This is a genomic window from Geodermatophilus arenarius (assembly GCF_042654585.1).
GTDB classification, from domain to species: Bacteria; Actinomycetota; Actinomycetes; order Mycobacteriales; family Geodermatophilaceae; genus Geodermatophilus; species Geodermatophilus arenarius.
The window spans coordinates 24643-50143 of the sequence record NZ_JBHSGR010000012.1; the positions used below are offsets into that span (position 1 = coordinate 24643).

17 protein-coding genes are annotated in these 25501 nt (G+C 77.9%); 9 read left to right on the top strand and 8 right to left on the bottom strand.

Translation table 11 applies throughout. The features are described from left to right. Window positions 1–41: 41 nt before the first annotated feature. Both paaK and ACFO3M_RS12275 read left to right on the top strand, forming a co-directional pair. Window positions 42–1385, top strand: a complete 1344-nt coding sequence (paaK, locus tag ACFO3M_RS12270) for a phenylacetate--CoA ligase PaaK (RefSeq protein ID WP_387988878.1) — start codon at window positions 42–44, stop codon at window positions 1383–1385. After that, window positions 1382–1984 carry a TetR/AcrR family transcriptional regulator gene (locus ACFO3M_RS12275; protein WP_387988879.1) on the top strand — a complete coding sequence of 201 codons (603 nt, stop codon included), beginning with the start codon at window positions 1382–1384 and terminating at the stop codon, window positions 1982–1984. The genes paaK and ACFO3M_RS12275 overlap by 4 nt, the downstream gene beginning before the upstream one ends. Before the next feature lie 12 nt (window positions 1985–1996). Here the strand turns inward: ACFO3M_RS12275 and ACFO3M_RS12280 are convergent, their stop codons facing one another. Then, complete coding sequence (locus tag ACFO3M_RS12280) at window positions 1997–2152, bottom strand: hypothetical protein (RefSeq protein ID WP_387988880.1); 156 nt, start codon at window positions 2150–2152, stop codon at window positions 1997–1999. Between the two features lie 134 nt (window positions 2153–2286). Continuing rightward, the gene (locus ACFO3M_RS12285) at window positions 2287–3522 is read right to left on the bottom strand and encodes a hypothetical protein (RefSeq protein ID WP_387988881.1); all 1236 of its coding nucleotides are present in this window, start codon (window positions 3520–3522) and stop codon (window positions 2287–2289) included. Between the two features lie 180 nt (window positions 3523–3702). On the opposite strand from ACFO3M_RS12285, the gene ACFO3M_RS12290 reads away from it, so the two are divergent. Further along, window positions 3703–4638: a site-specific integrase gene (locus tag ACFO3M_RS12290; RefSeq protein WP_387988882.1), complete on the top strand. Its 936-nt coding sequence runs from the start codon at window positions 3703–3705 to the stop codon at window positions 4636–4638. A gap of 3 nt (window positions 4639–4641) precedes the next feature. Here ACFO3M_RS12290 and ACFO3M_RS12295 read toward each other — a convergent pair whose 3' ends face one another. Beyond that, window positions 4642–7074, bottom strand: coding sequence for a lysylphosphatidylglycerol synthase domain-containing protein (locus ACFO3M_RS12295; RefSeq protein ID WP_387988883.1), 2433 nt, complete (start codon window positions 7072–7074; stop codon window positions 4642–4644). A gap of 259 nt (window positions 7075–7333) precedes the next feature. On the opposite strand from ACFO3M_RS12295, the gene ACFO3M_RS12300 reads away from it, so the two are divergent. From ACFO3M_RS12300 to ACFO3M_RS12310, 3 genes are all read left to right on the top strand, one after another. Beyond that, window positions 7334–7663, top strand: coding sequence for a cupredoxin domain-containing protein (locus ACFO3M_RS12300; protein ID WP_387988884.1), 330 nt, complete (start codon window positions 7334–7336; stop codon window positions 7661–7663). 154 nt (window positions 7664–7817) lie between these two features. Beyond that, the gene (locus ACFO3M_RS12305) at window positions 7818–9455 is read left to right on the top strand and encodes an FAD-dependent oxidoreductase (RefSeq protein WP_387988885.1); all 1638 of its coding nucleotides are present in this window, start codon (window positions 7818–7820) and stop codon (window positions 9453–9455) included. Further along, a complete protein-coding gene (locus ACFO3M_RS12310) occupies window positions 9452–10825 on the top strand; it encodes a sensor histidine kinase (protein WP_387988886.1) in 1374 nt (457 codons plus the stop codon). Before ACFO3M_RS12305 ends, ACFO3M_RS12310 begins: the two co-directional genes overlap by 4 nt. A 7-nt stretch (window positions 10826–10832) precedes the next feature. Here the strand turns inward: ACFO3M_RS12310 and ACFO3M_RS12315 are convergent, their stop codons facing one another. Beyond that, window positions 10833–14084 (bottom strand): ATP-binding protein, encoded by a 3252-nt coding sequence (locus tag ACFO3M_RS12315; protein WP_387988887.1) that lies wholly within the window; start codon window positions 14082–14084, stop codon window positions 10833–10835. A gap of 221 nt (window positions 14085–14305) precedes the next feature. Between ACFO3M_RS12315 and ACFO3M_RS12320 the strand changes: the two genes are divergently transcribed. Continuing rightward, window positions 14306–15187 carry a hypothetical protein gene (locus ACFO3M_RS12320; protein WP_387988888.1) on the top strand — a complete coding sequence of 294 codons (882 nt, stop codon included), beginning with the start codon at window positions 14306–14308 and terminating at the stop codon, window positions 15185–15187. Window positions 15188–15223: 36 nt separating this feature from the next. Here the strand turns inward: ACFO3M_RS12320 and ACFO3M_RS12325 are convergent, their stop codons facing one another. The 3 genes from ACFO3M_RS12325 to ACFO3M_RS12335 are packed head-to-tail and all read right to left on the bottom strand — an operon-like array spanning window position 15224 to window position 18542. Next, a complete protein-coding gene (locus tag ACFO3M_RS12325; RefSeq protein ID WP_387988889.1) occupies window positions 15224–16075 on the bottom strand; it encodes an SDR family NAD(P)-dependent oxidoreductase in 852 nt (283 codons plus the stop codon). After that, window positions 16072–17040 carry an alpha/beta fold hydrolase gene (locus tag ACFO3M_RS12330; RefSeq protein WP_387988890.1) on the bottom strand — a complete coding sequence of 323 codons (969 nt, stop codon included), beginning with the start codon at window positions 17038–17040 and terminating at the stop codon, window positions 16072–16074. Before ACFO3M_RS12330 ends, ACFO3M_RS12325 begins: the two co-directional genes overlap by 4 nt. Then, the gene (locus ACFO3M_RS12335) at window positions 17037–18542 is read right to left on the bottom strand and encodes a flavin-containing monooxygenase (protein ID WP_387988891.1); all 1506 of its coding nucleotides are present in this window, start codon (window positions 18540–18542) and stop codon (window positions 17037–17039) included. Before ACFO3M_RS12335 ends, ACFO3M_RS12330 begins: the two co-directional genes overlap by 4 nt. A 102-nt stretch (window positions 18543–18644) precedes the next feature. Between ACFO3M_RS12335 and ACFO3M_RS12340 the strand changes: the two genes are divergently transcribed. Both ACFO3M_RS12340 and ACFO3M_RS12345 read left to right on the top strand, forming a co-directional pair. Continuing rightward, window positions 18645–19892, top strand: coding sequence for a PucR family transcriptional regulator (locus ACFO3M_RS12340; RefSeq protein ID WP_387988892.1), 1248 nt, complete (start codon window positions 18645–18647; stop codon window positions 19890–19892). 107 nt (window positions 19893–19999) lie between these two features. Next, complete coding sequence (locus ACFO3M_RS12345) at window positions 20000–24622, top strand: cation-translocating P-type ATPase (RefSeq protein WP_387988893.1); 4623 nt, start codon at window positions 20000–20002, stop codon at window positions 24620–24622. Here the strand turns inward: ACFO3M_RS12345 and ACFO3M_RS12350 are convergent. Continuing rightward, on the bottom strand, window positions 24529–25413 hold the full coding sequence (locus ACFO3M_RS12350) for a bile acid:sodium symporter family protein (RefSeq protein WP_387988894.1): 885 nt from the start codon (window positions 25411–25413) through the stop codon (window positions 24529–24531). The two genes, ACFO3M_RS12345 and ACFO3M_RS12350, sit on opposite strands and share 94 nt — an antisense overlap. Window positions 25414–25501: the final 88 nt, after the last annotated feature.

Below are 25501 nucleotides of genomic sequence, written 5' to 3' on the forward strand. Positions count from 1 at the left end.
GGACACCGGGAGAGTTCAAGCGCGGGACGAGGACGGCGGTCATGACGGCGACCAGGACGACCACGACGGCGCAGCGGCTGGGCGAGGCCCCCGACCCCGCGACCCTCGACCCCGCCGAGCGGATGGGCGCCGACGAGCTGCGGGCGCTGCAGCTCGAGCGGCTGCGCTGGTCGCTGCGGCACGCGTACGACAACGTGCCGCACTACCGCCGCGCCTTCGACGCCGCCGGCGTGCACCCCGACGACTGCCGGGAGCTGGCCGACCTGGCCCGCTTCCCGACGACGAGCAAGGCCGACCTGCGCGAGAACTACCCGTTCGGCATGTTCGCCGTCCCGCGCGAGCAGGTGCGCCGCGTGCACGCCTCGTCGGGCACCACCGGCAAGCCGACCGTCGTCGGCTACACCGAGCGCGACCTCGCGACCTGGGCCGCGGTCATGGCCCGCTCCATCCGCGCCGCCGGCGGCCGGCCCGGCGACGTGCTGCACAACGCCTACGGCTACGGCCTGTTCACCGGCGGCCTCGGCGCCCACCACGGCGCCGAGGCGCTGGGCTGCACCGTCGTCCCCGTCTCCGGCGGCATGACGCCGCGCCAGGTGCAGCTGATCACCGACTTCGCGCCCCGGGTGATCATGGTGACCCCGAGCTACATGCTCACCGTGCTCGACGAGTTCGAGAAGCAGGGGCTGGACCCGCGGGCCTCGAGCCTGGAGATCGGCGTCTTCGGCGCCGAGCCGTGGACCGAGCAGATGCGCCGCGAGATGGAGGAGCGCGCCGGCATCCACGCCGTCGACATCTACGGGCTGTCCGAGGTGATGGGCCCCGGCGTCGCCCAGGAGTGCGTGGAGACCAAGGACGGCCTGCACGTCTGGGAGGACCACTTCTACCCGGAGGTCATCGACCCGGTCACCGGCGAGGTGCTGCCCGAGGGCGAGGAGGGCGAGCTGGTGTTCACCTCGCTCACCAAGGAGGCCATGCCCGTCGTCCGCTACCGCACCCGCGACCTCACCCGGCTGCTGCCCGGGACGGCGCGGCCGGGCGTGCGGCGGATGCAGAAGGTCACCGGCCGCACCGACGACATGATCATCCTGCGCGGCGTGAACCTGTTCCCCACGCAGATCGAGGAGGTCGTGCTGCGGACGCCGGGCCTGTCGCCGCACTTCGCCCTCGAGCTGGTCACCCGCGGCCGGATGGACCACCTGGTCTGCCGCGTCGAGGCGCGCCCGGACTGCCCGCCGGAGCGCCGGGAGCCCGCGGCCGCGGAGGTGGCGACCGGCGTCAAGGACACCGTGGGCTGCACCGTCGAGGTCCTCGTCGTCGACCCGGAGACGCTGCCGCGCTCGATGGGCAAACTGCAGCGCATGACCGACAACCGCAACCGTCCGTGACGGAACTCGCGAGGGCCCGCCGAGGGCGCCCCGGGCACTCGCTGGACTCGCTGCTGGACGTCGCCGTCGCGGTGTTCAACGAGCGCGGCTACGACGCCACCAGCATGGACGAGCTGGCCGGCCGGCTCGGCGTCACCAAGTCGGCGATCTACCACCACGTGCCCGGCAAGGTCGAGCTGCTGCGGCTGGCGCTGGACCGGGCGCTGGACGCGCTGTTCGCCGTCACCCGGGAGCCCGGCGCGCGCACCGGCCGGGCGATCGACCGGCTGGAGCACGTCGTCCGCGGGTCGGTGCGGGTGCTGGCCGCCGAGCTGCCGTTCGTCACCCTGCTGCTGCGGGTGCGCGGCAACTCCCCGGTCGAGCAGGCCGCACTGCAGCGCCGGCGGGAGTTCGACCGGATCGTCACCGAACTGGTGCGCGCCGCGGAGGAGGAGGGCGACGTGCGCCCCGACGTCGACCCCGCCGTCACCAGCCGGCTGCTGTTCGGCACGGTCAACTCGCTGACCGAGTGGTACCGCCCCGGCGGCAGCCTGTCGCCGGACGCGCTGGCCGACGCGCTGGTCCGGACGGCGTTCGAGGGCCTGCGCGCCCGTCCCTGAGGCGCGCGGGCCTCAGCCCTCGCCGCCCAGCTCGGCGTACTCCAGGTCCGTCAGCCGGCGCCGGTCCTCCTCGAGGTCGGCGACCTCCTCCGCGATCGGCCCGACGACGTCGGTCGTCCCCCGGGGGACGGGGACGGTGGGTTCCGGGTACTGCCACTGGTCGCTCATGGCGGGGTCCCTCGGTCGCCGCCCGGCGAGGCCGCCGGGACGGGGGGTGGGGCCGGGTGCTCGGCGGGGGAGCGGAGCCGGGGCGCGGCCTCCCGACGGCGACACCCGCCCGCGCGGCTCCGTGCCCCGGGAGGCTACGCGCCGCCGGGTCCCCGCGCGCCGGTCCGAGGTCCCTGGTCCGGAGCGTCCCCGCCCGGCCGGCCGGCCGGGCGGGCGAGCAGCGCCGCCACCTCGGCGGTGAGCGCGCCGACCTGCGCCGCGGCCCGCCGCGCCGCGGCCTCGGCCTCGGCGGCGCGGCGGGTGGCGTCCTCCGCCCGCTCCGCGCTCCGCGCCGCCCCGGTCAGCGCCTCGCGCAGGCCCTGCTCGGCCGCGGTCGCGCGGTCGGCCGCCTCCCGCGCCAGGGTCCGGGCGTCCTGCTCGGCGCGCCGGGCGGCGTCGCGGTCCCGCTCGGCGTCGCGGACCTGCTCCCGGGCGGCGGCGGTGGCGGCGCGCGCCTCGTCCCGGGCGGCCGCCGCCTCGTCGCGCTCCCGCGTCCGCGTCTCCAGGTCCGCGGTGAGCGTGCGTTCGGTGACGTCCCACCGCGCGCGGGCCGCCACGAGCGCGTCGTGCTCGCGGGCGGCGTCCGCCCGGGCACGCCGCCCGTCCTCCCGCGCCGCCGCGGCGTCCCGCTCGGCCGCCCGCCGCCGGTCCGCGGCCTCCGCGGCCTCCCGCCGGGCGACGTCGCGTTCCCCACCGGCCCGGTCGCGCGCCGCCTCCGCCTCCTCCCGCGCGGTCTCGGCGGCCCGGCGGGCCCCGTCGGCCTCCCGGACCCGGCGCGCGGCCTCCGCCTCGGCGGCGGCCGTCAGGTTCTCGGCCTCGGCGCGGGCGGCCGCGGCCACCCGCACGGCCGCCTGCCGCGCCTCCTCGGCGTCGGCGCGCTGCGCCTCGGCGGCGCGGGCGCGCTCCTCGGCGTCGAGGCGGGCGGCGTGCGCGGCGTCGACGTCGGCCGAGGCGCGGGCCAGCCGGGCCTCCACGGACGACTCGTCGCGGTACTGCTCCAGCGCCTCGGTCGCGGCGGCGAGGAGCGCGGCCTGGGTCTCGGCCGTCCGGGCGGCCTCCCGGGTGGCGTCGGCCCAGCGGCCCACCAGCTGCCGGACCCGGCCCTCGGGCGGCAGGTCCTGGACCAGGGCGGCGGTGGTGACCGCCAGCCGGGTGGCCGCCGTTCCGGCCGCCCGGGCGCGCGCCTGCCGGGCGGACTCGGGGTTGTGGTCGGGCCGCTCGCAGAACCGGGGGGAGGGGCCGCTGCGTCCGGGCGTGCGCGGCCGCGGTGGTGACGGACACCCCGGATAGGCGCACGTGGAGGTGGGCGTCCCGCCGGGTGGCTCCGTCATGGGTTGACGATAGATGGATGGCGCCCATGCATGTATCCGGATCGACGAGGCGGAGGATGCCGTCACTTCCGAGAAGCCCCTACTCTGCGAAGTGAAATCCGACGGCGGACGGAGGGGCCCGGCATGGCCGTACCGGCCGGTCCCCACCCCGGAGAGAGGGGGGTCGTCCCGGCGACGGACATGACGGCGGTCGGCACCTACCTCGCCGCGTCCCTCGCCGGCAGCACCCGGGCGGCCTACGCGCGCGACCTCGCCGCCTGGGCCGACTGGTGCCGCAGCCGGTCGCTGCCGTCCGCGCTGCCGGCCGACCCGCTCACCGTCGCCGCCTGGCTCGCCGCGATGGCCGACGCCGGGCACAGCCCGCGCTACGTCGCCCGCCGGCTGTCCGCGCTCAACGACGCCTCCCGCACCGCCGGGCACCCCGCGCCCGGCGACAGCGAGGGGGTGCGCCGCACGCTCAGCGGCATCCGCCGCACCGCCGCCCGCGCCGGCGTCCGCCCGCGCCGGGCCCGCGCGCTGGACACCGCGACCGTCCGGGCGCTGGTCGAGGACCTCCCGGACTCCCTCGCCGGCGTGCGCGACCGGGCCCTGATCCTGCTCGGGTACGCCCTCGGCCTGCGCGCCTCCGACCTGGTCGGGCTGCGGGTCGAGGACCTCGTCCCGGCCGGGCACGGCGGCCTCGACCTCCTCCTCCGGTTCTCCAAGACCGACCAGGAGGGCGCGGGGGAGACGCTGGCCCTGGCGCCGGGCGTGCGCGCGGCCACCTGCCCGGTGCGCGCCGCGCGGGCCTGGCTGGCCGCGCTGGCCGACCGGGGCGTCACCTCCGGCCCGCTGTTCCGGTCGCTGGGCAAGGGCCGCGCCCCGCGGCTGGGCGCGACCGCGCTGACCACCCGCAGCGTCGACCTGGTCCTGGAGCGCGCCGCCGAGCGGGCCGGCGTCCCCACCGAGGGCCTGTCCCCGCACTCGCTGCGCCGCGGCTTCGCCACCACGGCCTACGCCCGCGGCGTGCCGGAGAAGGAGATCAGCCGCACCGGCCGGTGGCGGTCGCTCGTCGTCCGCACCTACGACGACTCCAGCCGCTGGGCCGACCCCGCCTCGGGCGCGCTCGGCCTCTGAGGGCTACACGTAGTGCTCCCGGCGGAGCCAGGCGAAGGCCGCCCAGCCGGGCAGGACCGGCAGCCAGAAGGTGGCGATCCGGTAGAGGAACACGGCGGGGACGGCGACCGTGTGGTCCATCCCGACGCCGACCAGCCCGGCGATCAGGGCGGCCTCGAGCGCGCCCAGACCGCCGGGCGTCGGCGCGGCCGCGGCGACCGCGGCGCCGAGGAGGTAGACCGCGCCCACGGCGACCGGGCCGACGTCGCCGCCCAGCGCCCGCGTGGACAGGTAGAGGCAGGACAGGTAGCCGAGCGTGGTCAGCGCCGAACCGCCCAGCAGCAGCACCACCCGGCCGGGACTGCGCAGCGCGCCGGCCAGGCCGTGGGCCGAGCGGCGCAGCGGCGGCACCAGCCGCGCGGCCGCGAACCGCCGCACGGCCGGGACCGCCGCGGCGGCGAGGGTGACGGCGAGCACCGCGAGGGCGCCCCACACGAGGGCCGGTGACTCCACCGGCCGGGCCAGGTCGGGCAGCGACCGGCCGGCCCAGATCCCGAACACCAGCAGCAGCACCACGTGGACGACGGTCCCGGCCGCGTAGCTGAGCCCGACGCCGGACGTGGCGACCGCGACGTCGAGGCCGCACCGCTGCAGGTAGCGCACGTTCAGCGCCATCCCGCCCAGCCCGGCGGGCACCAGCCGGCCGGCGAACGAGGAGGCGAGCTGGGCGACGAAGGTCGGCACCGGCCGCAGCCGCACGGCCACCGCCCCCGCGAGGCTCGCCGCGGCGCCCACGTAGGTCAGCAGCGAGGCCACGAGGACCGGCGGCACCCATGCCCAGTCGGCGTCCCGCACGCGCTCGGCCATCCCGGCGACGTCGCCGAGCTGGGGGACGAGCAGGTAGGTGGCGAGGGCGAGCACGCCGACGACGAGCAGCGTCCGGGGCCGGACGCGCTCCAGGTCCGCCAGCGGGGGCTCCGGGACGCCGCACCGCTCGCTGACCGCGGCGCGCAGCCGGGCCGCCAGGTGCCGGTCGCGCCGGAGCGCGTCGCGCGTGGCGCCGCTGAGCGAGTCCGGTTGCAGCCGGGGCAGCGCCGCGGCCATCGCGTCGGGCCCCAGCACGGCGACCGCGGTGTCGACGGCCGGTCCCACCCCGGCCTGCAGCGTGAGGGCGACGAGCAGCTGGGCCACGTCCGCGTCGAGCAGCGCAGGGTCCGCGGCGACCTCGCTGAAGCCCCAGTCGATCAGCCACGGCGTGCCCGACGGGTCGAGCAGCACGTTGGCCCGGCGCAGGTCGCGGTGGGCCACCCCGTGCCGGCGCAGCACGGCCACCTGCTCCCAGATGCCGCGCAGCACCCGCTCGGTCACGGCCGCGTCGGGCACCCGGTCCAGGGTCGCGCCGTCGACGAGGTCGTAGGACAGCAGCCACGAGTCGCGGCCGACGGGGGCGATCGTGCGGAGGCGGGGGGTCCGGCCGCCGGCGTCGCGGACCAGCAGCGACACCATCGCCTCGTGCTCCACGGTGCGGCGCAGCGAGGAGAACGGGCGCTCGTCGCCGACGTCCTTCAGCCGGAGGAACCGGTAGGCGCGGAACAGCAGGTCCGCCGCCCGGTTCTCCGCACCCATCACCTTGGCGAACACGCGGTCCCCGTCGCGCAACCGGGCGGTCCAGGGCACCGAGCCGCGGGCGTCGACCACCGCCGGTGCCACCTCCACCGGGTCCAGCCCGCTGCCGGCCAGGGCCGCGGCCACGGCGCCCCGCGTCGGCCGGGCGACGGGACGGCCGAAGGCCAGCAGGGTCGCGGAGCCGACCGCGGCGCCGAGCACCAGCGACACGGCGAGGGTGGCCGGGAACGCGCGGGGCCCGAGCAGCTGCAGCAGGACGGTGAGCGCGAGGACCAGGGCCCCGGCCCGCCGCCACCGCCGGGACACGAACGGCGCCAGCACCACGAACGACGCCGCGGTCACCGCCGGCCCGTGCACGCCGAGCGCGCCGCGCAGGTCCCCCGGCTCCCCGCCCAGGGCCTCCGCCGCCGCGCGGGTCAGGAGGACCGCGGCGGCGGCGCCGGTGAGCAGGTAGCCGAACAGCCGGGGACGGCGGAGCAGCAGCGGGGCGGTCGCCGCCGCGGCCAGCGAGACCGCCACGAGCACGGTCACCGCCCCGGCCAGGGAACGCTCCAGGGCCGGGGCGGCCGAGGTCAGCCGCGCCACCAGGTCGGCGTCGAGCGCGGCCGCCGCCTCGCGCGACCACGCCGCGACCAGGCCCAGCAGCAGCGTGACCGTCGTCAGGACGGCGGTGCGCAGCACGTCGCTGGGGGACCGCTCGTAGCCGGTGACCTCCTCCTCGGAGGGGTCCGCGCCCCGGACGGCGGGCGGCCCGGCGGCCGGCCCCGGGGGAGGCGCCTCCGCCACCGGCGCCGACGGGCCGCCCGTCCGGGGTGTTCCGGGACCGGGCATCGCTGGCTCCTCCGCACGTCGGGGCAGGGCTCACGGCGGGCCACAGTCTGGCCCGCCGGGCGCGCGCGGGGACCGGACGGCGACGTCCCTCGGACGGGCGCGGGCGTACTACCGTTTCCCGCACCGGCACCACGTCGGGATGCAGGACCGCCCCGGTGCCGGAGTGCAGTGCCGGGTGATGGCGATGAGGGCTCCAGTCGCAGTTCCCCTGACCGTGCTCCTCCTGGCAGCCGCCTGCGGCGGCTCCGGGGAGGGCGACGTGGAGGCGGCGGACCGCACGGTCGCCGGCGCACCGACGCTGCAGGGCAGCGTCGGGACCGAGGACTCGCCGGACGCCTTCGAGATCGCCCTGGTCGACGAGGACGGCGCGCCGGTGACCGAGCTGCCCGCCGGGCAGTACAACGTCGTCGTCACCGACCACAGCGACGTCCACGGCTTCCACCTCGGTGGCGGGGACGGCGCGGTCGACGAGAAGACGAGCGTCCTCGAGACCGGCGAGACCACCTGGGTGGTCGACCTCCGGCCGGGCGAGTACCGCTACCTGTGCGATCCGCACCCGAGCATGCACGGCACGTTCACGGTGACCTGACCGGACGGCCGCGGCGCTGGTCGGTCACCGCCGGTCGCCCTAGACTCCGCGCCCAACGGCCGCCAGCCACTCCACCGGGAGGTGGGCCCGTGGACGCACCGTCCGGCCCGGTCCCCAGCCGCCGCGCGCGCACCCCGGCCCCGCGGGACGAGCCGTGAGCCGGCCCGCGCTGCTCGCCGTCGACGACGACGGCCCGGTGCTGGCCGCCGTCGAGCGCGACCTGCGGGAGCGCTACGGCGAGCAGTACCAGGTGTACACGGCGTCCTCCGGGGACCAGGCGCTGGACCTGCTGCGCCGGCTGCGGCTGCGCGAGGAGCCGGTGGCGCTGCTGCTGGTCGACCAGCGGATGCCCGGGATGAGCGGCGTCGAGCTGCTGGCCGCCAGCCGGCGGCTGTACCCGGACGCCCGGCGGGTGCTGCTCACCGCCTACGCCGACACCGACGCCGCGATCAAGGCGATCAACGACGCCGACGTCCAGCACTACCTGCTCAAGCCCTGGGACCCGCCGGAGGACCGGCTCTACCCGGTGCTCGACGACCTGCTGCAGACCTGGCGCCGGCCCCCGCCGGTGGCCAACCTGCGCCTGGTCGGTGACCGCTGGTCGCAGGCCAGCCACGCGGTGCGCGAGTTCCTCACCCGCAACCTGGTGCCCTACCGCTGGCTCGACGTCGAGGCCGACCCGCAGGCGCGGGAGCTGCTCGAGGTGGCGGGCGTCGACGCCGGGTCGCTGCCGGCCCTCGTGCTCGACGACGGCGAGGTGCTCGTGCAGCCGGACCTGCACGAGGTCGGCGCGCGGATCGGGCTGCGGGCACGGGCCGAGCGCGCGGCCTACGACCTCGTGGTGGTGGGCGCCGGGCCGGCCGGGCTGGCCGCCGCGGTGTACGGCGCCTCCGAGGGCCTGGCCACGCTGGTCCTGGAGTGCAGCGCGCCGGGCGGGCAGGCCGGCACGAGCAGCCGGATCGAGAACTACCTGGGCTTCCCGGTCGGGCTCTCCGGCGCCGACCTCACGCTGCGGGCCCGCGAGCAGGCCGTCCGCTTCGGCGCGGAGATCCTGGTGCCGGCGGAGGTGGTGGGCGTGCGCCGGGCCGACCCGTACACGGTGGTGCGCCTGGACGACGGCGGGGAGGTCAGCGCCGGCACGCTGATCATCGCCACCGGCGTCGAGTACCGCACCCTCGACGTCCCGGGCGCCGCGGGGCTCACCGGCGTCGGCGTCTACTACGGCGCCGGGCGGGCCGAGGGGGTGGACCACGCGGGCGGCCACGTGTTCGTCGTCGGCGCCGGCAACTCGGCCGGGCAGGCCGCGCTGTTCCTCGCCACGTTCGCCGCGTCGGTGACGCTGCTGGTCCGGGGCGGGGACCTCGCCGCCTCCATGTCCCGCTACCTGGTCGACCGGCTGATCGCCTCGGAGAAGGTCGCGGTCGAGTACCACACGCAGGTGGCCGGCGCGCTGGGCACGCGGCGGCTGGAGGGCCTGCGGCTGCGGACCGGGACCGAGGAGCGCGAGGTCGCCGCGGACGCCCTGTTCGTCTTCATCGGGCAGGCACCGCGCACCGGGTGGCTGGACGGCCTGGTCCGCCGCGACGACGGCGGGTTCGTGCTCACCGGCGTGGACCTCGGGCCGACGCCGGAGTGGCCGCTGGAGGTCCCGCCGCTGCCCCTGGAGACGTCCGTGCCGGGGGTGTTCGCCGCCGGCGACGTGCGGCACGGGTCGGGCAACCGGATCGCCGCGGCCGTGGGGGAGGGCGCGATGGCGGTCCGCTTCGCCCACCAGCGGCTGGGCGCCCGGTGACCCGCACGGCCCCCGACGCCGCGGCCCCCGACGCCGCGGACGCCGACGTCGCCGCGGCGCTGCGCCGCTCGCGGCTGTTCGAGCACCTCCCGGAGGACGACCTCGCGGCCCTGGCCGACGCCAGCCGCGGCGTCGACCTGGCGGCCGGCGAGGTGCTCATGGCGGAGGGCTCGCCGCCGGAGGCCATGTACGTCGTGCTGGAGGGCGACCTCGAGGTGAGCCGGGAGGTGGGCGGCTCGGAGGTGCTGCTCAACGTGTGCGGCGCCGGTGACCTCGTCGGCGAGCTGGGCCTGGCCCACCGCCGGCCCCGCTCGGCCACCGTGCGGGCGCGGACGCCCAGCCGCGTCCAGCGGATCGGCGCCGACGCGCTGGACCGGCTGCTCACCCACCCGGCGTCGGCCCGGGCGATGCTGCTGGCCGCCACCCGGCGGCTGGACCGCGAGGAGGGCCTGGTCCGCCAGCACGAGCGGATGGCCGCGCTCGGCGCCCTGTCCGCGGGCCTGCTGCACGAGCTCAACAACCCGGCGGCCGCCGTCCAGCGCGGCGTCGCCCGGCTGCGGACCCTGCTGTCCGGCGACGACGACCCCGACGCCCCGCTGCGCGCGCTCGCCGGCGCGGTGCCCGTCCCGGACGACCCGCTGGCGCGCGGGGACGCCGAGCGGGCGCTCGCCGAGGTCCTCGCCGCGGCGGGCGTCGACCGCGGCTGGGCGGTCGCCCCCGACCTGGTGCGGCTGGGCGTCGACCCGGCGGGCCTGGCCGCCGCGCTCGCCGCGCTGCCGGCCGCCGGGCGCGGCCGGGCGGTGCGCGGACTGGCCCGCTCGGCCGAGGTCGCCGCCCTGCTGGAGGAGGTCGCGGCCGGCGCCGACCAGCTGTCCCGGATCGTCTCCGGGGTGCGCCCGCTGGCCTACTCCTCCGACCAGTCGCTGGCCGACGTGGACGTGCACGCGAGCCTGCAGCAGGCGCTGGTGCTGCTGCGCCACAAGGTGCCCCCCGGCGTCCGGGTGGTCGTGGACCTCGACCCGCGGCCCCAGACGGTGCAGGGCTGGGCCGCGGACCTGGCGCTGGTGTGGACAAACCTGCTCGACAACGCGCTCGCCGCGGTGGACCCGGACGGCACGGTCACGGTGCGGACCCGCGGGGAGGACGACGCCGTGGTGGTCGACGTGGAGGACACCGGGCCGCCGGTGCCGCCGGAGGTGCTCGCGCGCGCCTTCGACCCGTTCTTCACCACCAAGCCGGTCGGCCAGGGCACGGGGCTGGGCCTGGCGACGTCGCTGGCGGTGGTCGCCCAGAAGCACCGCGGCCGGCTGACGCTGACCTCCGAGGACGGCGTGACCCGGGCGCGGGTGGTGCTGCCGCGCCGCCGCTGAGCGCCGGTCAGCCGGCCAGCAGCTCGTCGGCCGCGGCCGTCTCGGGGGTCGCCGTCGTGGCCGGCAGGTCCGCGCGCGCCTCCGCGACGAAGGTGCGCCAGTCCTGCGGCCGGACGTCCGCGGGCAGCCGGGCGAGGTCGAGGGCGGCGCGCAGCCGGGACAGCCGGGCACCCTGCGCCGTCGCGATCCACAGCGCCTCGGTCAGGTCGGCCGCGGCGTCGGCGGGGTCCCCGGCGCGGGCCAGCGTGGCGTGCGCGCGCTGACGGAACAGCTCGGGCAGGTGGATCTCCTCACCGCTCTCCCGGGCGGCGGCGAACGCCTCGGCCAGGTGCTCGTCGGCCCGGTCCGGGTCCCCGGCCGCCGCGTCCAGTCTGGCGAGGTGGGCCAGGTGGAAGGCGAGGAACGACCGGAAACCCATGAGCTCCAGGGCCGCGAGGGTCCGCTCGAGGACCGCCCGGTCCGGCGCGCCGCCGGGCGTGTCCGTGGCGGCGTAGGCGGCGCCGTACGCCGACCAGAGGGCGAGCCCGTGCTCGTCGCCGATGGCGGCGGCCGCCTCCCCGGCCCGGGCGCCCCCGGCGTCGTCCCCGAGGAAGTGCCGCATCCACGAGACGTAGACGTGGAGGAAGGCGAGGCTGGACGGGGCGCGCGGGGAGCCGACCTCCTCGGCCCGCCGCCGGGCCTCCCGCTCCCGTCGCCCGGCCTCCTCGAGCTCGCCGCGCGCGGTGCTCACGAGGGCGTACGCGGCCAGCACACCGGCGAGCGGGTCGTTGGGCAGCGGCCACAGCGGCGTGACCCGTTCCGCGGCCGGCCGGGCGCAGAAGCCGGCCACCGACCGCTCCAGGTGCTCCTGCGCGGACACGAGGTGGCCGCGGGCGAACTCGTGGATCCCGGTCACCGCCGCCACCTCCGGCCCGAAGGCGGCGAAGGCGGGTTCCCGGGCCATCGCGGTGAGCTGGTCCAGCACGCCACGGGCCGTGGTCAGCCGTCCGCTGGCGTACCAGTAGGCCCAGATCGCGAGCAGTGCGGGCAGCACCTCCGGGCGCCCCAGCCGGCTGGCGAGCTCCTGCGCCCGCCGGTGGTCGGCCTCGACCTCCGGTGCGGCGTAGCCGCGCATCGCGCTGGTGGACAGGCCGCGCAGCATCCGGGCGCCGAGCTCGGCCACGTCGCGCTCCTCGGACGGGGGCAGGGGCTCCACCAGCTCCAGCGCCCGGGTGAGCAGCCGCGCGGCCTCGGCGTGGGCGCCGCGGTCCTGCTCGGCCTGCGCCGCCTCGACGTACCGGGCCACCGCGGGCAGCGTCGCGCTCGCCAGGTCCAGGTGCTGCGCCACCAGTGCCGGCTCGGCCCCCTGCGCCGCCAGCGCCTCGGCCACGGCGGCGTGGGTGCGGCGGCGCACGTCGAGCACCTGGGTCTCGTAGGCGGCGTCGCGCATGAGCGCGTGCCGGAACCGGTAGGCGCCCGTCGCCAGCCCCGCCCGCTCGATGACGCCGAGGTCCGAGAGCACGCGGACCTGTTCGTCCACGGCGTCCGGGTCGCCGACCGCCGCGGCGACGGTCGCCGGGTCGAAGGTGGGCCCGATCGTGGCGGCGGTCTGGACCACCCGCAGGTCGACCCCGGGCGCCTTCAGCCGCCAGGTCAGCAGCTCCTGCAGCCGCAGCGGGATCGGCTCGGCGCGCCGCGCCTCGAGGCCGGAGCGGGTCAGCTCCTCGACGAACAGCGGGATCCCCTCGGCGTGCTCGACGATGGCCGACCGCACCGCGTCGTCGAGGTCGCGGCCGGCCGTGAGGTTGCCGACCAGCCGGTCGGCGGCCCGGTCGTCGAGCCGCCCGAGCGGGACCACGCGGGCCGCGCCCCGCCACGGGACCGCGGTCTCGTCGCGGCTGGTGGCGAGCAGCAGCAGGCCGGGCGGGCGGCGCGCGGCGACGCGGCCCAGCAGGTCGACGGTGGAGGGGTCGGCCCAGTGCAGGTCCTCGGCCACGAGCAGGTGCGGCCGCCGGACGGCGGCCGCTGCCATCCACTCGACGAGCCGGTCGAGGGTCTCGTCGAGGAGGGCGCCCGGGTCCAGCTCGGGTGCCGGGAACTCCGGCGTCGGGGGCAGCCCGGCCAGCGGGCCGATCAGCGGGACGACGACCGCCGGGTCCAGCCCGAGGGACTCCAGGTGGGTGACCAGCGGGCGCAGCCGGTCCCCGCCCTCGCCCGCCCGGCTCACCAGGCGCTCGATCATCCGCGCGATCGGCCAGAGCGAGACGTTGGCGTGGTAGGGCAGGCAGGCGGCGCCGACCACCCGGCCGCCGCTGGCCTCCACCCGGTCGAGGACCTCCGCCGCCAGCCGCGACTTGCCGATGCCCGGCTCGCCGACGACGAGGAACGCGGCGCCGGTGTCGCCCCGCCGCACGGCGTCCCACGCCGCCAGCAGGCGGGCGCGGGGCTCGTCCCGCCCGACGAGGCCGGCCTTGCGGTACCGCTCGGACTGGAAGCGGGCCGCGGCGTAGCGGGGCCGGTCGACGCGGAACACCTCGACCGGCCGGCTGATCCCCTTGAGCGCGCGCTCGCCCAGCGACTGCAGGTAGAAGTCGGCGTCGACCAGCTGCTGGGTGACGTCGCTGATCACCACCGTGCCCGGGTCGGCGGTCTGCTGCACCCGCGCGGCGAGGTTGGGCACCAGGCCGACGACGGAGTCCCGCTCGGCGACGGCGCCGTCGTCGACCAGGTCGGTGACCACCACCCGGCCGGTGTGGATCCCGACCCGGACGTCCAGGGCCACGCCGAAGCGGTCGGTCAGCCGCTCCCGGGCGTCGTGCAGCGCCACCACCAGGTCCAGGCCCGCGAGCACCGCCCGCCGGGCGTCGTCCTCGTGCGGGACCGGGTGGCCGAAGCCGGCGAGGATGCCGTCGCCGGAGTAGTGCATGAGGGTGCCGCCGTACCGGTCGACGGCCTCGCGGGCGGCCGCCCGGTAGAAGGCGAACAGGTCCCGCAGCTGCTCGGGCTCCACCTGCTCGGACAGCAGCGTGGACCCGACCAGGTCGGAGAACAGCAGGGTCATGAGGGCCCGCTCGCCGGCCGGGCCGACCTGGCGGCTCGCCACCCGCTGCAGGACGAGCGCGGCGCGCCGGTTGTCCGGGTCGACGGCGCGGACCTCCTCGGCCGTGGTCCGCGCGGGCTCCAGGTCCCCGGCGGCCAGCGACGCCTCGGCGGCGGTGAGCAGCCGCTCGAGCAGGCGCGCGAGCCGGGTCTCGGCCGAGAGCGCCACCCCGGCGGTCACGCCCGGCCGTCCGGGGGAGCGGGGAGCGGTGGGGTCATGGGAACCCGCCTCGCTGCACGCGTCGAGCACTGCCGGGTCGAGCATCCGCAGGACGGGCCGCCGTGCCGTAGAGGCGTAGGTCCCGAGGGCGGTACCGGGCGGGGACGGAAGTCCGGTGACAGTCCCCGGCGCCGGTGCTCCAATGGGCCCGCACGGGGGCGGAGGAACCACGGAGGTCCGCGGTGGACCCTGTCCCCACGGCCGTGCGGCCCGCGACCGGGCGGCGCGAGCTGCTGCCGGCCATGCGGGCGCTGTTGCTCGCCTTCAGCGTCCTCACCGCGCTCGGTTTCGTCGCGCTGTTCGTCCTGTCGACGCGGACGAGCGAGAGCTTCGCCTGGACGATCCAGCCGCCGGCGACCGCGGCCTTCCTCGGCGCGGGCTACGCGGCCGGCTTCACCCTCGTGGTCCTGTCGCTGCGCGACCCGGTGTGGGCGCACAGCCGGGTGCCGGTGCTCACCATCCTGGTGTTCACCGTGCTCACGCTGGTCGCCACGCTGGTGCACGTCGACCGGTTCCACTTCCAGGACGAGTTCGCGGCGGCGCCGCTGCTCGCCCGCGGGGCCGCCTGGTTCTGGACCGCCGTCTACGTCGTCATCCCGCTGGCGATGCTCGTCGTCCTGCCGGTCCAGGAGCGGGCGCCGGGCACCGACCCGCCGCGGACCCGGCCGGTGCCGGTCGTCCTGCGGACGGCGCTGGCGGTGGAGTCGCTGGTCCTGCTGGCCGTGGGCGCCGCGATCTCGATCGCGCCGTCGTCGGCGACGACGCTGTGGCCCTGGCCGCTGACCCCGCTGACCGCCCGGGTGGTGGGGGCCTGGCTGGTCGCCTTCGGCGTCGCCACCGCCCTGGCGGCGCTGGCCGGGGACCTCGAGCGGCTGCGCACCGCGGCGATCGCCTACACGGTGTTCGGCGTCCTGGAGCTCGTGGTCGTCCTGCTGCACCGCGGCGACGTCGTGTGGGACGGGCCGGCCGCCTGGCTCTACGTCGCCGTCGCGGCCGCGATCGCGCTCACCGGGGCGGCGGGCTGGCGCCTGGCCCCGCAGCCGGCGGGGCTGCACCGGGCCTGAGCCCCGGCCGCCGGGCGGCGGCCGGGGCCCCGGGCCTCAGGCGCGGCCGAACAGCTTGCGGTCGTACCAGGCCGACAGCACCGGGTAGCGGGCCGGCAGCAGCCGGACCAGCCGGTCGACCAGGACGGCGTCCTTGCCGACCCGCACGCGCGGCTTCCCGGCCTCGACGCCGTCGACGACGATCCGCGCCGCCTGCTCGGCGGGCATCGTCAGCAGCTTCTCGTTGTAGACGCGGTTGCGGGCCAGCTCCGCGGGGGAGAGCTCGAGGCCCTGCGCCCGGGCCTCGGCCACCGTCGCCGACGCGATGTTGGTCCTCACCCCGCCCGGGTGGACGACGGTGACCCGCACCGGGTGGCCGCCGGCGATCATCTCGGTGCGCAGCACCTCGGTGAAGCCGCGGACGGCGAACTTGCTCGCGCAGTACGCCGACAGCGTCGGCTGGGCCATGAACCCGTTGAGGCTGGACACGTTGACCACGTGCCCGTCGCCGGAGGCGATCAGGTGCGGCAGGAACGCCTTGGTGCCGTTGATGACGCCGTGCAGGTTGACCCCGAGCGTGCGGTCGTAGGTCTCCCAGTCGGTGTCGAGCACCGAGCGGCCGCCGCCGGAGATCCCGGCGTTGTTGTAGACCTGGTGCACCACGCCGAAGTGGGCCGCGACCGCGTCGGCGTACGCGACGACGGCCGCCCGGTCGCTGACGTCCAGGCGGGCGGTGTGCACCTCCGCGCCCAGCGCCTTCGCCCGGTCGGCGGTCTGGCCCAGGCCCAGCTCGTCGACGTCGGACAGCGCCAGCCGCGCCCCCCGCTTCGCCAGCTCGAAGGCCAGCTGCCGGCCGATGCCGGACCCGGCGCCGGTGACGACGGCGACCTTGCCGCGCACGCTGCTCATCGGTTCCCCCCTGGGAGGTCGGCGCCCGCGGACCGGGCGGTGTCGTCGCGGCCCGCTCCGCGGGCGAGGTCGGTGGTGAGCTCGACGAGCCGGTCGACGACGCCGGGCGCGAGGTGGTGGCCCATGCCGGGGATCTCGACGTGCCGGGCACCGGCGATCGCCTCGGCGGTGGCGCGCCCGCCGCTGGGGTGGACCATCCGGTCGACGTCGCCGTGGACGACCAGCGTGGGCGCGGTGATCCGCGCGAGGTCGGCGGTGCGGTCGCCGGAGGCCTGGATGGCGCCGATCTGGCGGGCCACCTCCCGCGACCGGTCGCCGCCGCCGCGCTCCCACACCGCGGCCGCCCAGGCGCGCTCGAGGTCGTCGTCGGGCGGGAAGCCGGGGCCGCCGATGTGGCCCAGCATCGCCAGGTGCCGCTCGACCGACTCCTCGGCGGTGCGCGGCGCGGCCCGCGCCAGCCGCAGGATCGTGGAGCGGGCCGGCTGCCCGACCCGGCGCGACCCGGTGGTGGAGAAGATCGAGGTCAGGCTGGCCACCCGGTGCGGGTGCCGGGCCGCGACGACCTGCGCGATCATCCCGCCCATCGACATGCCGACCAGGTGCACCCGGCCCAGGCCGAGGGCGTCGAGCAGGCCGACGGTGTCGGCGGCCATGTCGGTGAGGTCGTAGGCGTCCGGCCGGGGCCGGGCCAGCAGCTGCCGCGCGCGGCCCGGCGGCGGGGTGGCGATCCGGCCCGACCGGCCGGCGTCGCGGTTGTCCATCCGCACCACGCGGAAGCCGCGGCCGGTGAACCCGTCGACCATCCGCTGCGGCCACGAGGTGAGGTCCAGCCCGAGGCCCGCGACGAGCACCAGCGGCTCGCCGTCGTCCGGGCCGTCGACGCGGTGGCAGATCCGCGGGCCGGCCGGCAGGTCGGCGAAGCGGTCCTCCGCCGCGACGCGGGCCGGCGCCTCGGCCGCGGTCACGCGGGCACCGCCGCGGCGGTCACGCGGTCGGCCGCCCGGGTGAGCCGGAGCTCGGGGTCGACGACGCTGTCGGCCCGGAGCAGCTTGACGTCGGAGTGGTAGTCCATCGAGGTCAGCCACGGCATCCGGTCGCCCTGCCGCGGCAGCCGGCCGACGGCGCGCTGGATGTAGCCGGCGGCGAAGTCGAGGAAGGGCCGGGTGGGCATGTCCGGGTCGGCGAGCACCGGCCGCGCGGTGTCCAGGCCGCGCTCGTCCATGTGCCTGAGCAGCCGGACGAAGTGCTCGCAGAGCAGGCCGACCTTCAGCGTCCAGGACGAGTTGGTGTAGCCGATCGCGTAGGCGAGGTTCGGCACCCCGGACAGCATCATGCCCTTGTAGGAGACCGTCTCCGACAGGGTCACCGGCGCGCCGTCGACGGTGATCGCGACGCCGCCGAAGGCCTGCACGTTCAGCCCGGTCGCGGTCACGATCACGTCGGCGTCCAGGTGCCGCCCGGAGGCGAGCCGGATGCCGGTCTCGTCGAAGGTGACGATCCGGTCGGTGACGACGTCGGCCTTCCCCTCGCGGATGGCGCGGAACAGGTCGCCGTTCGGGACGGCGCACAGCCGCTGGTCCCACGGGTCGTACGGCGGGTTGAAGTGCGTGTCGACGTCGAAGCCCTCGGGCAGCTGCTTGGTGTTGACCCAGCGGATGACCCTGCGGGCGGCCTTCGGGTGCTTCTGGCAGAAGCTCCAGATCGCCCGCTGCTGGGCGATGTTCTTGCGGCGGGTCAGCGCGTAGCCGCGCTCGTCGCCGAACCACTTCCGCAGCAGCGCGGCGACCTTGTCCTCGCGGGGCACCGGCAGCACGTAGGTGGGGGTGCGCTGCAGCATTGTCACCGACGCGGCGGTGCCGGCGACGGCCGGCACGATCGTCACGGCGGTGGCACCGGAGCCGACGACGACGACCCGCTTGCCGGCGAGGTCGAGGTCCTCGGGCCAGGACTGCGGGTGGACGATCTCGCCGCGGAAGCGGTCGCGGCCCTCGAAGACGGGGGTGAAGCCCTCGTCGTAGCGGTAGTAGCCGCCGGCGCAGAACACCCAGCCGGCGGTGAGCTGCAGCCGCTCGCCGGTGTCGGTGCGCTCGACGTCGACCGTCCAGCGGGCGTCCTCGCTGGACCACGCCACCGCCAGCACCCGGTGGTGATAGCGGATCCTCTCGTCGAGGCCGTTCTCGGTGGCGGTCTCGCGCAGGTAGGCCAGGATCTTCGGCGCGTCGGCGATCGACTGGCGGTCCCGCCACGGCTTGAACTCGTAGCCGAAGGTCGACAGGTCGGAGTCCGAGCGGATGCCGGGGTAGCGGAACAGGTCCCACGTGCCGCCGGAGGCGCCGCGCGCCTCGAGGATCGCGAAGCTCTTCTGCGGCAGCTCGGTGGTCAGGTACCGGCCGGCGCCGATGCCGGAGATCCCGGCGCCGACGATCAGCACATCGAGGTGCTCGACCGGCGTCTGCGTGGTGGTCAATGCGGTGCTCCGTCCTCGGGACACGGGTGCAGCGGCCTACGAGACTGCGTGGTCCCGGTCACCCGGTGCAACGACGAACTGCACCATCCCGATACTTACGTGGTGCAGACTGCAGCAGAGGGCGTCGACTGGCCGGCCGTCTCCCCTCGGATCCGGGAGCTGTTCCGCCGGGGCGCGGAGGTGGCCCTCGACCCCCGCGCCGACTGGATCGAGGAGCTGCACCGGGCGTCGCTGGGCACCGAGCGGATGCGCCCCGTCGCCGAGGACCCCGTGCTCGCCGCCGCCACCCGGCGGGCCAACCTGGCCAACCTGCTGCACTGGGCGGCGGCCAACGTGCAGCACCCGGGCCGGCGGGTGCCGGCCAACACCGGCGGGGAGGTGCTGGACGCCGCCCGCGACCTGGTCCGGCGCGGGCTGGACCAGAGCGGGCTGGACGCCTACCGGACGGCGCAGGGCGTGGCCTGGCGGCGGTGGATGGAGATCTGCTTCGAGCTGACCGGCGACCCGGCCGAGCTGCGCGAGCTGCTCGACGTGTCGGCGCTGTCGATCACCACGTTCATCGACGACACGGTCGCGGCGCTGTCCGAGCGGATGGCCGCCGAGCGGGCCGAGCTCACCCGCGGCGCGCACGCCGAGCGCCGGGCCACGGTCACGCTGCTGCTGGAGGGCGCGCCGATCGGCCGGGCCCGCGCGGAGGCGCAGCTCGGCTACGGGCTGACCGGTCCGCACACCGCCGCCGTCGTGTGGACCGGGTCCGGCAGCGCGGCGCCCGGCCAGCTGGAGGCCGCCGCGGAGGCGGTCATGCGGGCGGCCGGCGCGACCCGGCGGCTGACCGTCGTCGCCAGCGCGGCCGCGCTGTGGGTGTGGCTGCCGGTGGGCACCGCGCCGCGGGCGGCGGAGCTGGCCGGGCCGCTGGCCGCGCACCCCGACGTCCGGGTGGCGGTGGGCCGGCCGGGCCGCGACGTCGACGGCTTCCGCCGCAGCCACCTGGACGCCGCGACGGCGCAGCGGATGCTGGCGCGGCTGACCTCCCCGCAGCAGGTGGCCCGCTACGAGGACGTGCAGCTGGTGGCGCTGCTGACCACCGAGCCGACCCAGCTCGAGGAGTTCCTCGCCGGCACCCTGGGCCGGCTGGCCACCGCCGACCCCGACACCCGCGAGGCGGTGCTGACCTACGTGCGGGAGCTCGGCAACGCCTCCCGCACCGCCGAGCGGCTGTACACCCACCGCAACACCGTGCTGCGCCGGCTGGCCCGCGCCGACGAGCTGCTGCCCCGGCCGCTGGCCGAGAACGTCCTCGGCGTGGCCGCGGCGCTGGAGGTGCTGCGCTGGCGCGGCGCGGCGGACTGACGCCCGGCCGGAGCGGACCGACGCGTACCGGTCCGGGGTCGTGACGTGCGTCACTCCGAGGTGGACGATGGGCGGACAGCAGGTGTCGCGCAGGGGGGAGCCCCGGGATGAGCGTCCTCCACCGAGCCGCCACCGCCCGGCGCGCCCTGGCCGCCACGGCGCGCCTCGCGGTGACCGGCGCGCAGGTCGCCGCCGCGCCGGCCGTGCTCACCGCCGGCCTGCTCGGCGTCTCCACCCGCGCCGCGGTGCGCACGGCGGAGGACCTGACCAGCCGCGTCGCCGGCCGGCCGGTCGACCTCACCCAGGCCGCCGTCTCCGGCGTCCGGGCCGCCGGCACGCTGCTCACCGGCGCCGACCCGCTGCCCACCGGCCGGCTGCGGGAGCTCGCGCGGGTCGCCGCCGGCATGTTCGAGCCCGACGGCGGGCGGCACACGCCGCGGGTGTGGGCCGACGGGGACCTGGTGCAGGTCGAGCTGCCCGAGTGCGCCCCCGGCGCGCCGCCCGACGCCGGCCGCACGCTGCGCGCGCGCCTCGAGCGGCTCGAGGGCGTGCAGTGGGCCACGGTCAACGAGGTCCTCGGCCGGGCGCTGGTCGCCGTCGACACGCGGCGGGTGGGCGTGGACGACGTCGTCGGGACGGTGCGCACGCTGCAGGACGCCGGCGACCGGCGGGACGTCCTGCGCGAGCCGGCCGACCACCCCGCCGACCTCGAGCCGCTGCTGGCGACGGCGACGGCGCTGGCGGTGGACGCCCTCGGCGTGCTCACCGCGCTCACCGCCCGGGCGCTGCCGATCCCCGCCCTGTCGCGGCACGCCACGCTCGCGGTCACGCTGATCGACACCCAGGACTGGATCACCGAGCTGCTCGCCCGGCGGATCGGCCGGTACGGCACCCGCCTGGTCCTCGAGGGGCTCTCCGCCGTGCTGCACTCGGCCACCCAGAGCCCGGTCGTCCCGGCGCTCAACGCGGCCGCCTCCGCCCAGCAGGTGCTCGAGGTCCGGGCCCGCCGGCAGGTGTGGCGGCGCCGGGAGGAGCAGCTGTGCCGGCCCGAGCCGGACGGGACCGAGCCGGAGGACCCGGCCCCGGCCGCCCGCGCCGGGGAGCGGCCGGTGCCCCTCCCGCCCGGCGCGGTCGACCGCTACCAGGGCCGGATGGGCCCGACGACGACCGGCGCCGTGCTGGCCGTCCTCGCCCTGACCGGCCGCCCCGGCCGCGCCGCCGACCTGGTCAAGGCGCTCACGCCCAAGGCCGCGCTGGCGGGCCGCGAGTCCTTCGCCGCCACCCTCGACTGGCTGCTGTGCCGCGCGGGCGTGCTGCCCCTGGACGGCACGGCCTACCGCCGGCTCGACCGCGTCGACTGCGTGGTGGTCGACGGGGCGACCCTGTGCACCGGCCCGCCGGTCGTCCTGGAGGCCACCGCCGAGGCCGACGGGTGGGATCCCGCCGCCGTGTGGACGGCGGCGGCGCGGCTGCTGGCCGAAGGCGACGGCGAGGGCGCCGGCGGCACCCGGCTCGGCCCGCCGCGGGGAGCGCCGGACGCGCCGGGGGCGGCGCTGCGCGCGCTGTACGCCGGGCGCCGGCGGGTGGGCACCGTCCTGGTCGCCCCCGAGCTCGACCCGCACGCCGAGGCGCTGCTGACCACCGCCGCCGGCACCGGCGCACGCCTGGTGCTCACCGCGCACGCCGGCAGCCGGGAGATCGCCGGCGTCGCCGGGGAGATCGCGCCCGCGGACGAGCCGCTGGCCGGCGTCGTCCGCCGGCTGCAGGCCGACGGGCACGGGGTGCTGCTGGTGTCCTCCGCCGACGCGGCCGCGCTGCTGGCCGCCGACGTCGCGGTGGCCCCCGTGCGGCCCGACCGGGCGCCGGCCTGGGCGGCGGACCTGGTGACCGGGACCGGTCTGGCCGACGCCTGCCGGGTGGTGCGGGCCGTGACCGACGCCCGGCGGCTGGCCCGCCGGTCGGTGCAGAGCGCGGTCACCGGCAACGTGCTGGGCGGGCTGCTGGCCGCCGTCGGCTCGGCCCGCGGCGGGCAGCGGCGGGCGACGACCCCGGGCAAGTCCGCGACGCTGTGGACGATGCTCGACGGCACCGTGACGGCGGTCCGCGCCGCCCGCCGGCCCCCGCCGCCCCCGTCGGTGCACACGCCGTGGCACGCCCTCGACCCCGACGACGTCCTCCGCCGGCTGGCGGACCTGCCCCGGGACGACGACGCCCCGCCCGGCCCGCTGACCCGCGCGTGGCGGCGGGCGGGCGGCACGCCCGTGGTCCGGGTGCCCGTCCGGTTCGGCCGCACCGTCGCCGCGGAGCTCGCCGACCCGCTCACCCCCGTCCTGGGCGCCGGCGCCGGCGCCACCGCCGTGCTGGGCGAGACCGCGGACGCGTTCCTGGTCGGCGGGGTCACGGTCGGCAACGCGCTGCTCGGCGCGGCGCAGCGGATGCGCGCGGAGACGGCGCTGGCCTCGCTGCTGCTGCAGCAGGACGCCCGCGTCCGCCGGGAGGCCGACGGCGGTGAGGAGGAGGTGCCGTCGAGCGCGCTGCGGGTGGGTGACGTGGTCCTCGTCGGCTCCGGCGACGTGGTGACCGCCGACGCGCGGCTGCTGGCCGCCGAGGACCTCGAGGCCGACGAGTCCAGCCTCACCGGCGAGTCCCTCGCGGTGGCCAAGTCGGTGGCCCCGACGCCGGGCGCCGAGGTGCCCGACCGGCGCTGCATGCTCTTCGACGGCACGACCGTCGTCGCCGGCACCGGCCGCGCGGTCGTCGTCGCCGTCGGCCCGGCCACCCAGGCGGGCCGGGCGGCGCGGGCGGCCGGGCGCGGGGCGCCACCGGCCGGCGTCCAGGCCCGGCTGGCCGAGCTGACCCGCTCGGTGCTGCCGCTGACGCTGGCCGGCGGCGGGACCGTCGCCGCGCTCGGCGTGCTGTGGCGGCGGCGGCTGCGCGAGGCGGTCAGCTCCGGGGTCGCGGTCGCCGTCGCGGCCGTCCCCGAGGGGCTGCCGCTGGTCGCGACCGTCGCCCAGCAGGCGGCGGCCCGGCGGCTGTCGCGGGACGGGGTGGTGGTGCGCAGCGCCCGGGTGCTGGAGGCGCTCGGCCGGGTGGACACCGTCTGCTTCGACAAGACCGGCACGCTGACCGAGAACCGGCTGCGGGTGGCCCGGCTGCTGCCCCTCGGGGACGGTCCGGACGACGGCGAGGACGGCCTGCTGCGCCTGGCCGCGGCCGGGATCGGCGCCGGCGACACCGACGCGCACGAGACCGACCGCGCCGTCGACGCCGCCGCCACCGACCGCGGCGTGGCCGGCGGCGGCGAGCCGGAGGCCTCGGTGCCCTTCGCCACCGGCCGCGGGTTCTCGGCGGCGCTGCGCTCGGGCCGGCTGGTGGTCAAGGGCGCGCCGGAGGTCGTGCTGCGGCTGTGCACCGACCCGGGCGACGCCGCGGACCGGGTGCGGGAGCTGGCCTGCGACGGGCTGCGGGTGCTCGCTGTCGCCGACCGCGCGGTGGACGGCCGGCCCGACGACCTCGAGGAGGCGGCGACCGGGCTGACCCTGCGCGGCCTGGTGGGCCTGGCCGACACCGTCCGCGGCTCGTCGGCTGCGGCGGTCGAGCAGCTGACCGCGGCGGGCGTCCGGGTGCTCGTGGCCACCGGCGACCACCCGGAGACCGCCGCCGCGATCGCCGCCGAGGCCGGGGTCCCCGACGCCGGCCGGGTGGTCACCGGCGCGCAGCTGGCGCGGGCGTCGGAGTCCGAGCGGACCGCGCTGGTGCGCGAGGCGGCGGTGTTCGCCCGGCTGACGCCGGAGCAGAAGGTGCTGCTCGTCGGCGCCCTGCGCCGCGCCGGCGCCACGCTGGCCATGACCGGCGACGGCATCAACGACGCCGCCGCGATCCGGCTGGCCGACGTCGGGGTCGGGGTGGCCGGCGCCGAGTCGCCCGCCGCCCGCAGCGCCGCCGACCTCGTGATCACCGACCGGGACCTGACCCGGCTGGTCGACGCCGTCGCCGAGGGCCGCGCGCTGTGGTCCCGCGTCCGGGACGCCGTCGCCATCCTCGTCGGGGGCAACGCCGGCGAGGTCGCGTTCACCGTGCTCGGCTCCGCGCTGGGCGGTCGCGCGCCGCTGGGCACCCGGCAGCTGCTGCTGGTCAACCTGCTCACCGACATGTTCCCGGCGCTGGCCGTCGCCGTGGCCCGCCCGCGCGCGGCCGCCCCGGCCGCGGTCGGCGGGACGCAGGCCGGCCACCCGCTCGCCCCGGTGCTGCTCGCCGGCCCGTACCGCGGCTTCGCCGACGCGGTGCGCCGCCTGGTCGCCGTCCGCGGGGTGGCCACCGCCGCCGGCGCGACCGGCGCGTGGGCCACCGGCCGCGTCACCGGCCTGCGCCGGCGGGCCAGCACGATGGGGCTCGCCGCGCTGATCGCCACCCAGCTCGGGCAGACCGCCTGGGCCGGGCGGCGCAGCCCGCTGGTGCTGGCCACCGCGGCCGGGTCGCTGGTTGCCCTGGCCGCGGTCGTGCAGACCCCCGGGCTCAGCCGGTTCTTCGGCTGCACCCCGCTGGACCCGCTGTCCTGGCTGGTCGTCCTCGGCTGGGCCGCGGCCGGCACCGCCGGCGCGGAGGTCGTCCCGGCCCTGGCCCGCCGGTGGCCGGGTCAGGACGCGACGCGCTCCGGCGCCCCCGACCGGGAGGACCGGGTCATCGCCCAGCCGGCCAGCGCGGCCACCGGGAACATCAGCACCCCGTAGACCGCCGCCGGGACGGCCAGCTCCACGCTGCCGAGGACGCTGATCGCCACCGTGATCGCCAGCGTGCTGTTGTGCACGCCGATCTCGAAGGCGCAGGCGACCGCCTGCCGGTGGCCGACGCCGAGCGCGCGCGGCACGGCGAACCCGGCCAGCAGGCTGAGCGCGCAGAAGGCGAGCGCGACCAGCCCGACCTCGCGCAGGTACCCGGCCACGTCCTCCCGCTCGGCCACCACGGTCCCGGCGATCACCAGGGCGAGCACGACCGCGGACAGCACCCGCACCGGCCGGTCCATCCGCTCGGCGAACGCCGGCGCCGCCCGCCGCACCAGCATGCCGAGCGCCACCGGCACCAGCACGATCGCGAACACCTGCACGGTCTTGCCGAACTGCAGGCCGATCGACCCGGCGCCGGGCGGGTCGAAGACGGTCACGGCGAGGTTGGTCACCAGCGGCAGCGTCACGACGGCGAGCAGCGAGTTGACGGCCGTCAGCGAGACGTTGAGCGCGACGTCGCCGCGGAACAGGTGGCTGAACAGGTTCGCCGTCGTCCCGCCGGGCGAGGCGGCCAGCAGCACCATCCCCACCGCCAGCACGGGCTCCAGGCCGGTGGCCACCACGAGGCCGAAGCACAGGGCCGGCAGGACCAGCAGCTGCAGGCCGAGGGCGACGACGGCGGCGCGCGGCCGGCGGGTGACCCGCGCGAAGTCGTCGACGGTGAGCGACAGCCCCAGCCCGAACATGACCACGGCCAGGGCGGCGGGCAGGGCGACGGTGCTGAGGGCCGAGTCCACGGGCGACCTCCGGAACGGCCGCGGCCCCGTCGCCGCGGATCGCCCGGATCCTGGCGGACCGGAGGCCGGCCGCGCGAGCACCGGCACG

Bases quoted from the DNA above. Each gene is read 5' to 3' on its own strand.
- ACFO3M_RS12290 (WP_387988882.1), top strand. From the start codon at position 3,703: ATGACGGCGGTCGGCACCTACCTCGCCGCGTCCCTCGCCGGCAGCACC.
- ACFO3M_RS12295 (WP_387988883.1), bottom strand. From the start codon at position 7,074: ATGCCCGGTCCCGGAACACCCCGGACGGGCGGCCCGTCGGCGCCGGTG.
- ACFO3M_RS12285 (WP_387988881.1), bottom strand. From the start codon at position 3,522: ATGACGGAGCCACCCGGCGGGACGCCCACCTCCACGTGCGCCTATCCG.
- paaK (WP_387988878.1), top strand. From the start codon at position 42: ATGACGGCGACCAGGACGACCACGACGGCGCAGCGGCTGGGCGAGGCC.
- ACFO3M_RS12345 (WP_387988893.1), top strand. From the start codon at position 20,000: ATGAGCGTCCTCCACCGAGCCGCCACCGCCCGGCGCGCCCTGGCCGCC.
- ACFO3M_RS12325 (WP_387988889.1), bottom strand. From the start codon at position 16,075: ATGAGCAGCGTGCGCGGCAAGGTCGCCGTCGTCACCGGCGCCGGGTCC.
- ACFO3M_RS12280 (WP_387988880.1), bottom strand. From the start codon at position 2,152: ATGAGCGACCAGTGGCAGTACCCGGAACCCACCGTCCCCGTCCCCCGG.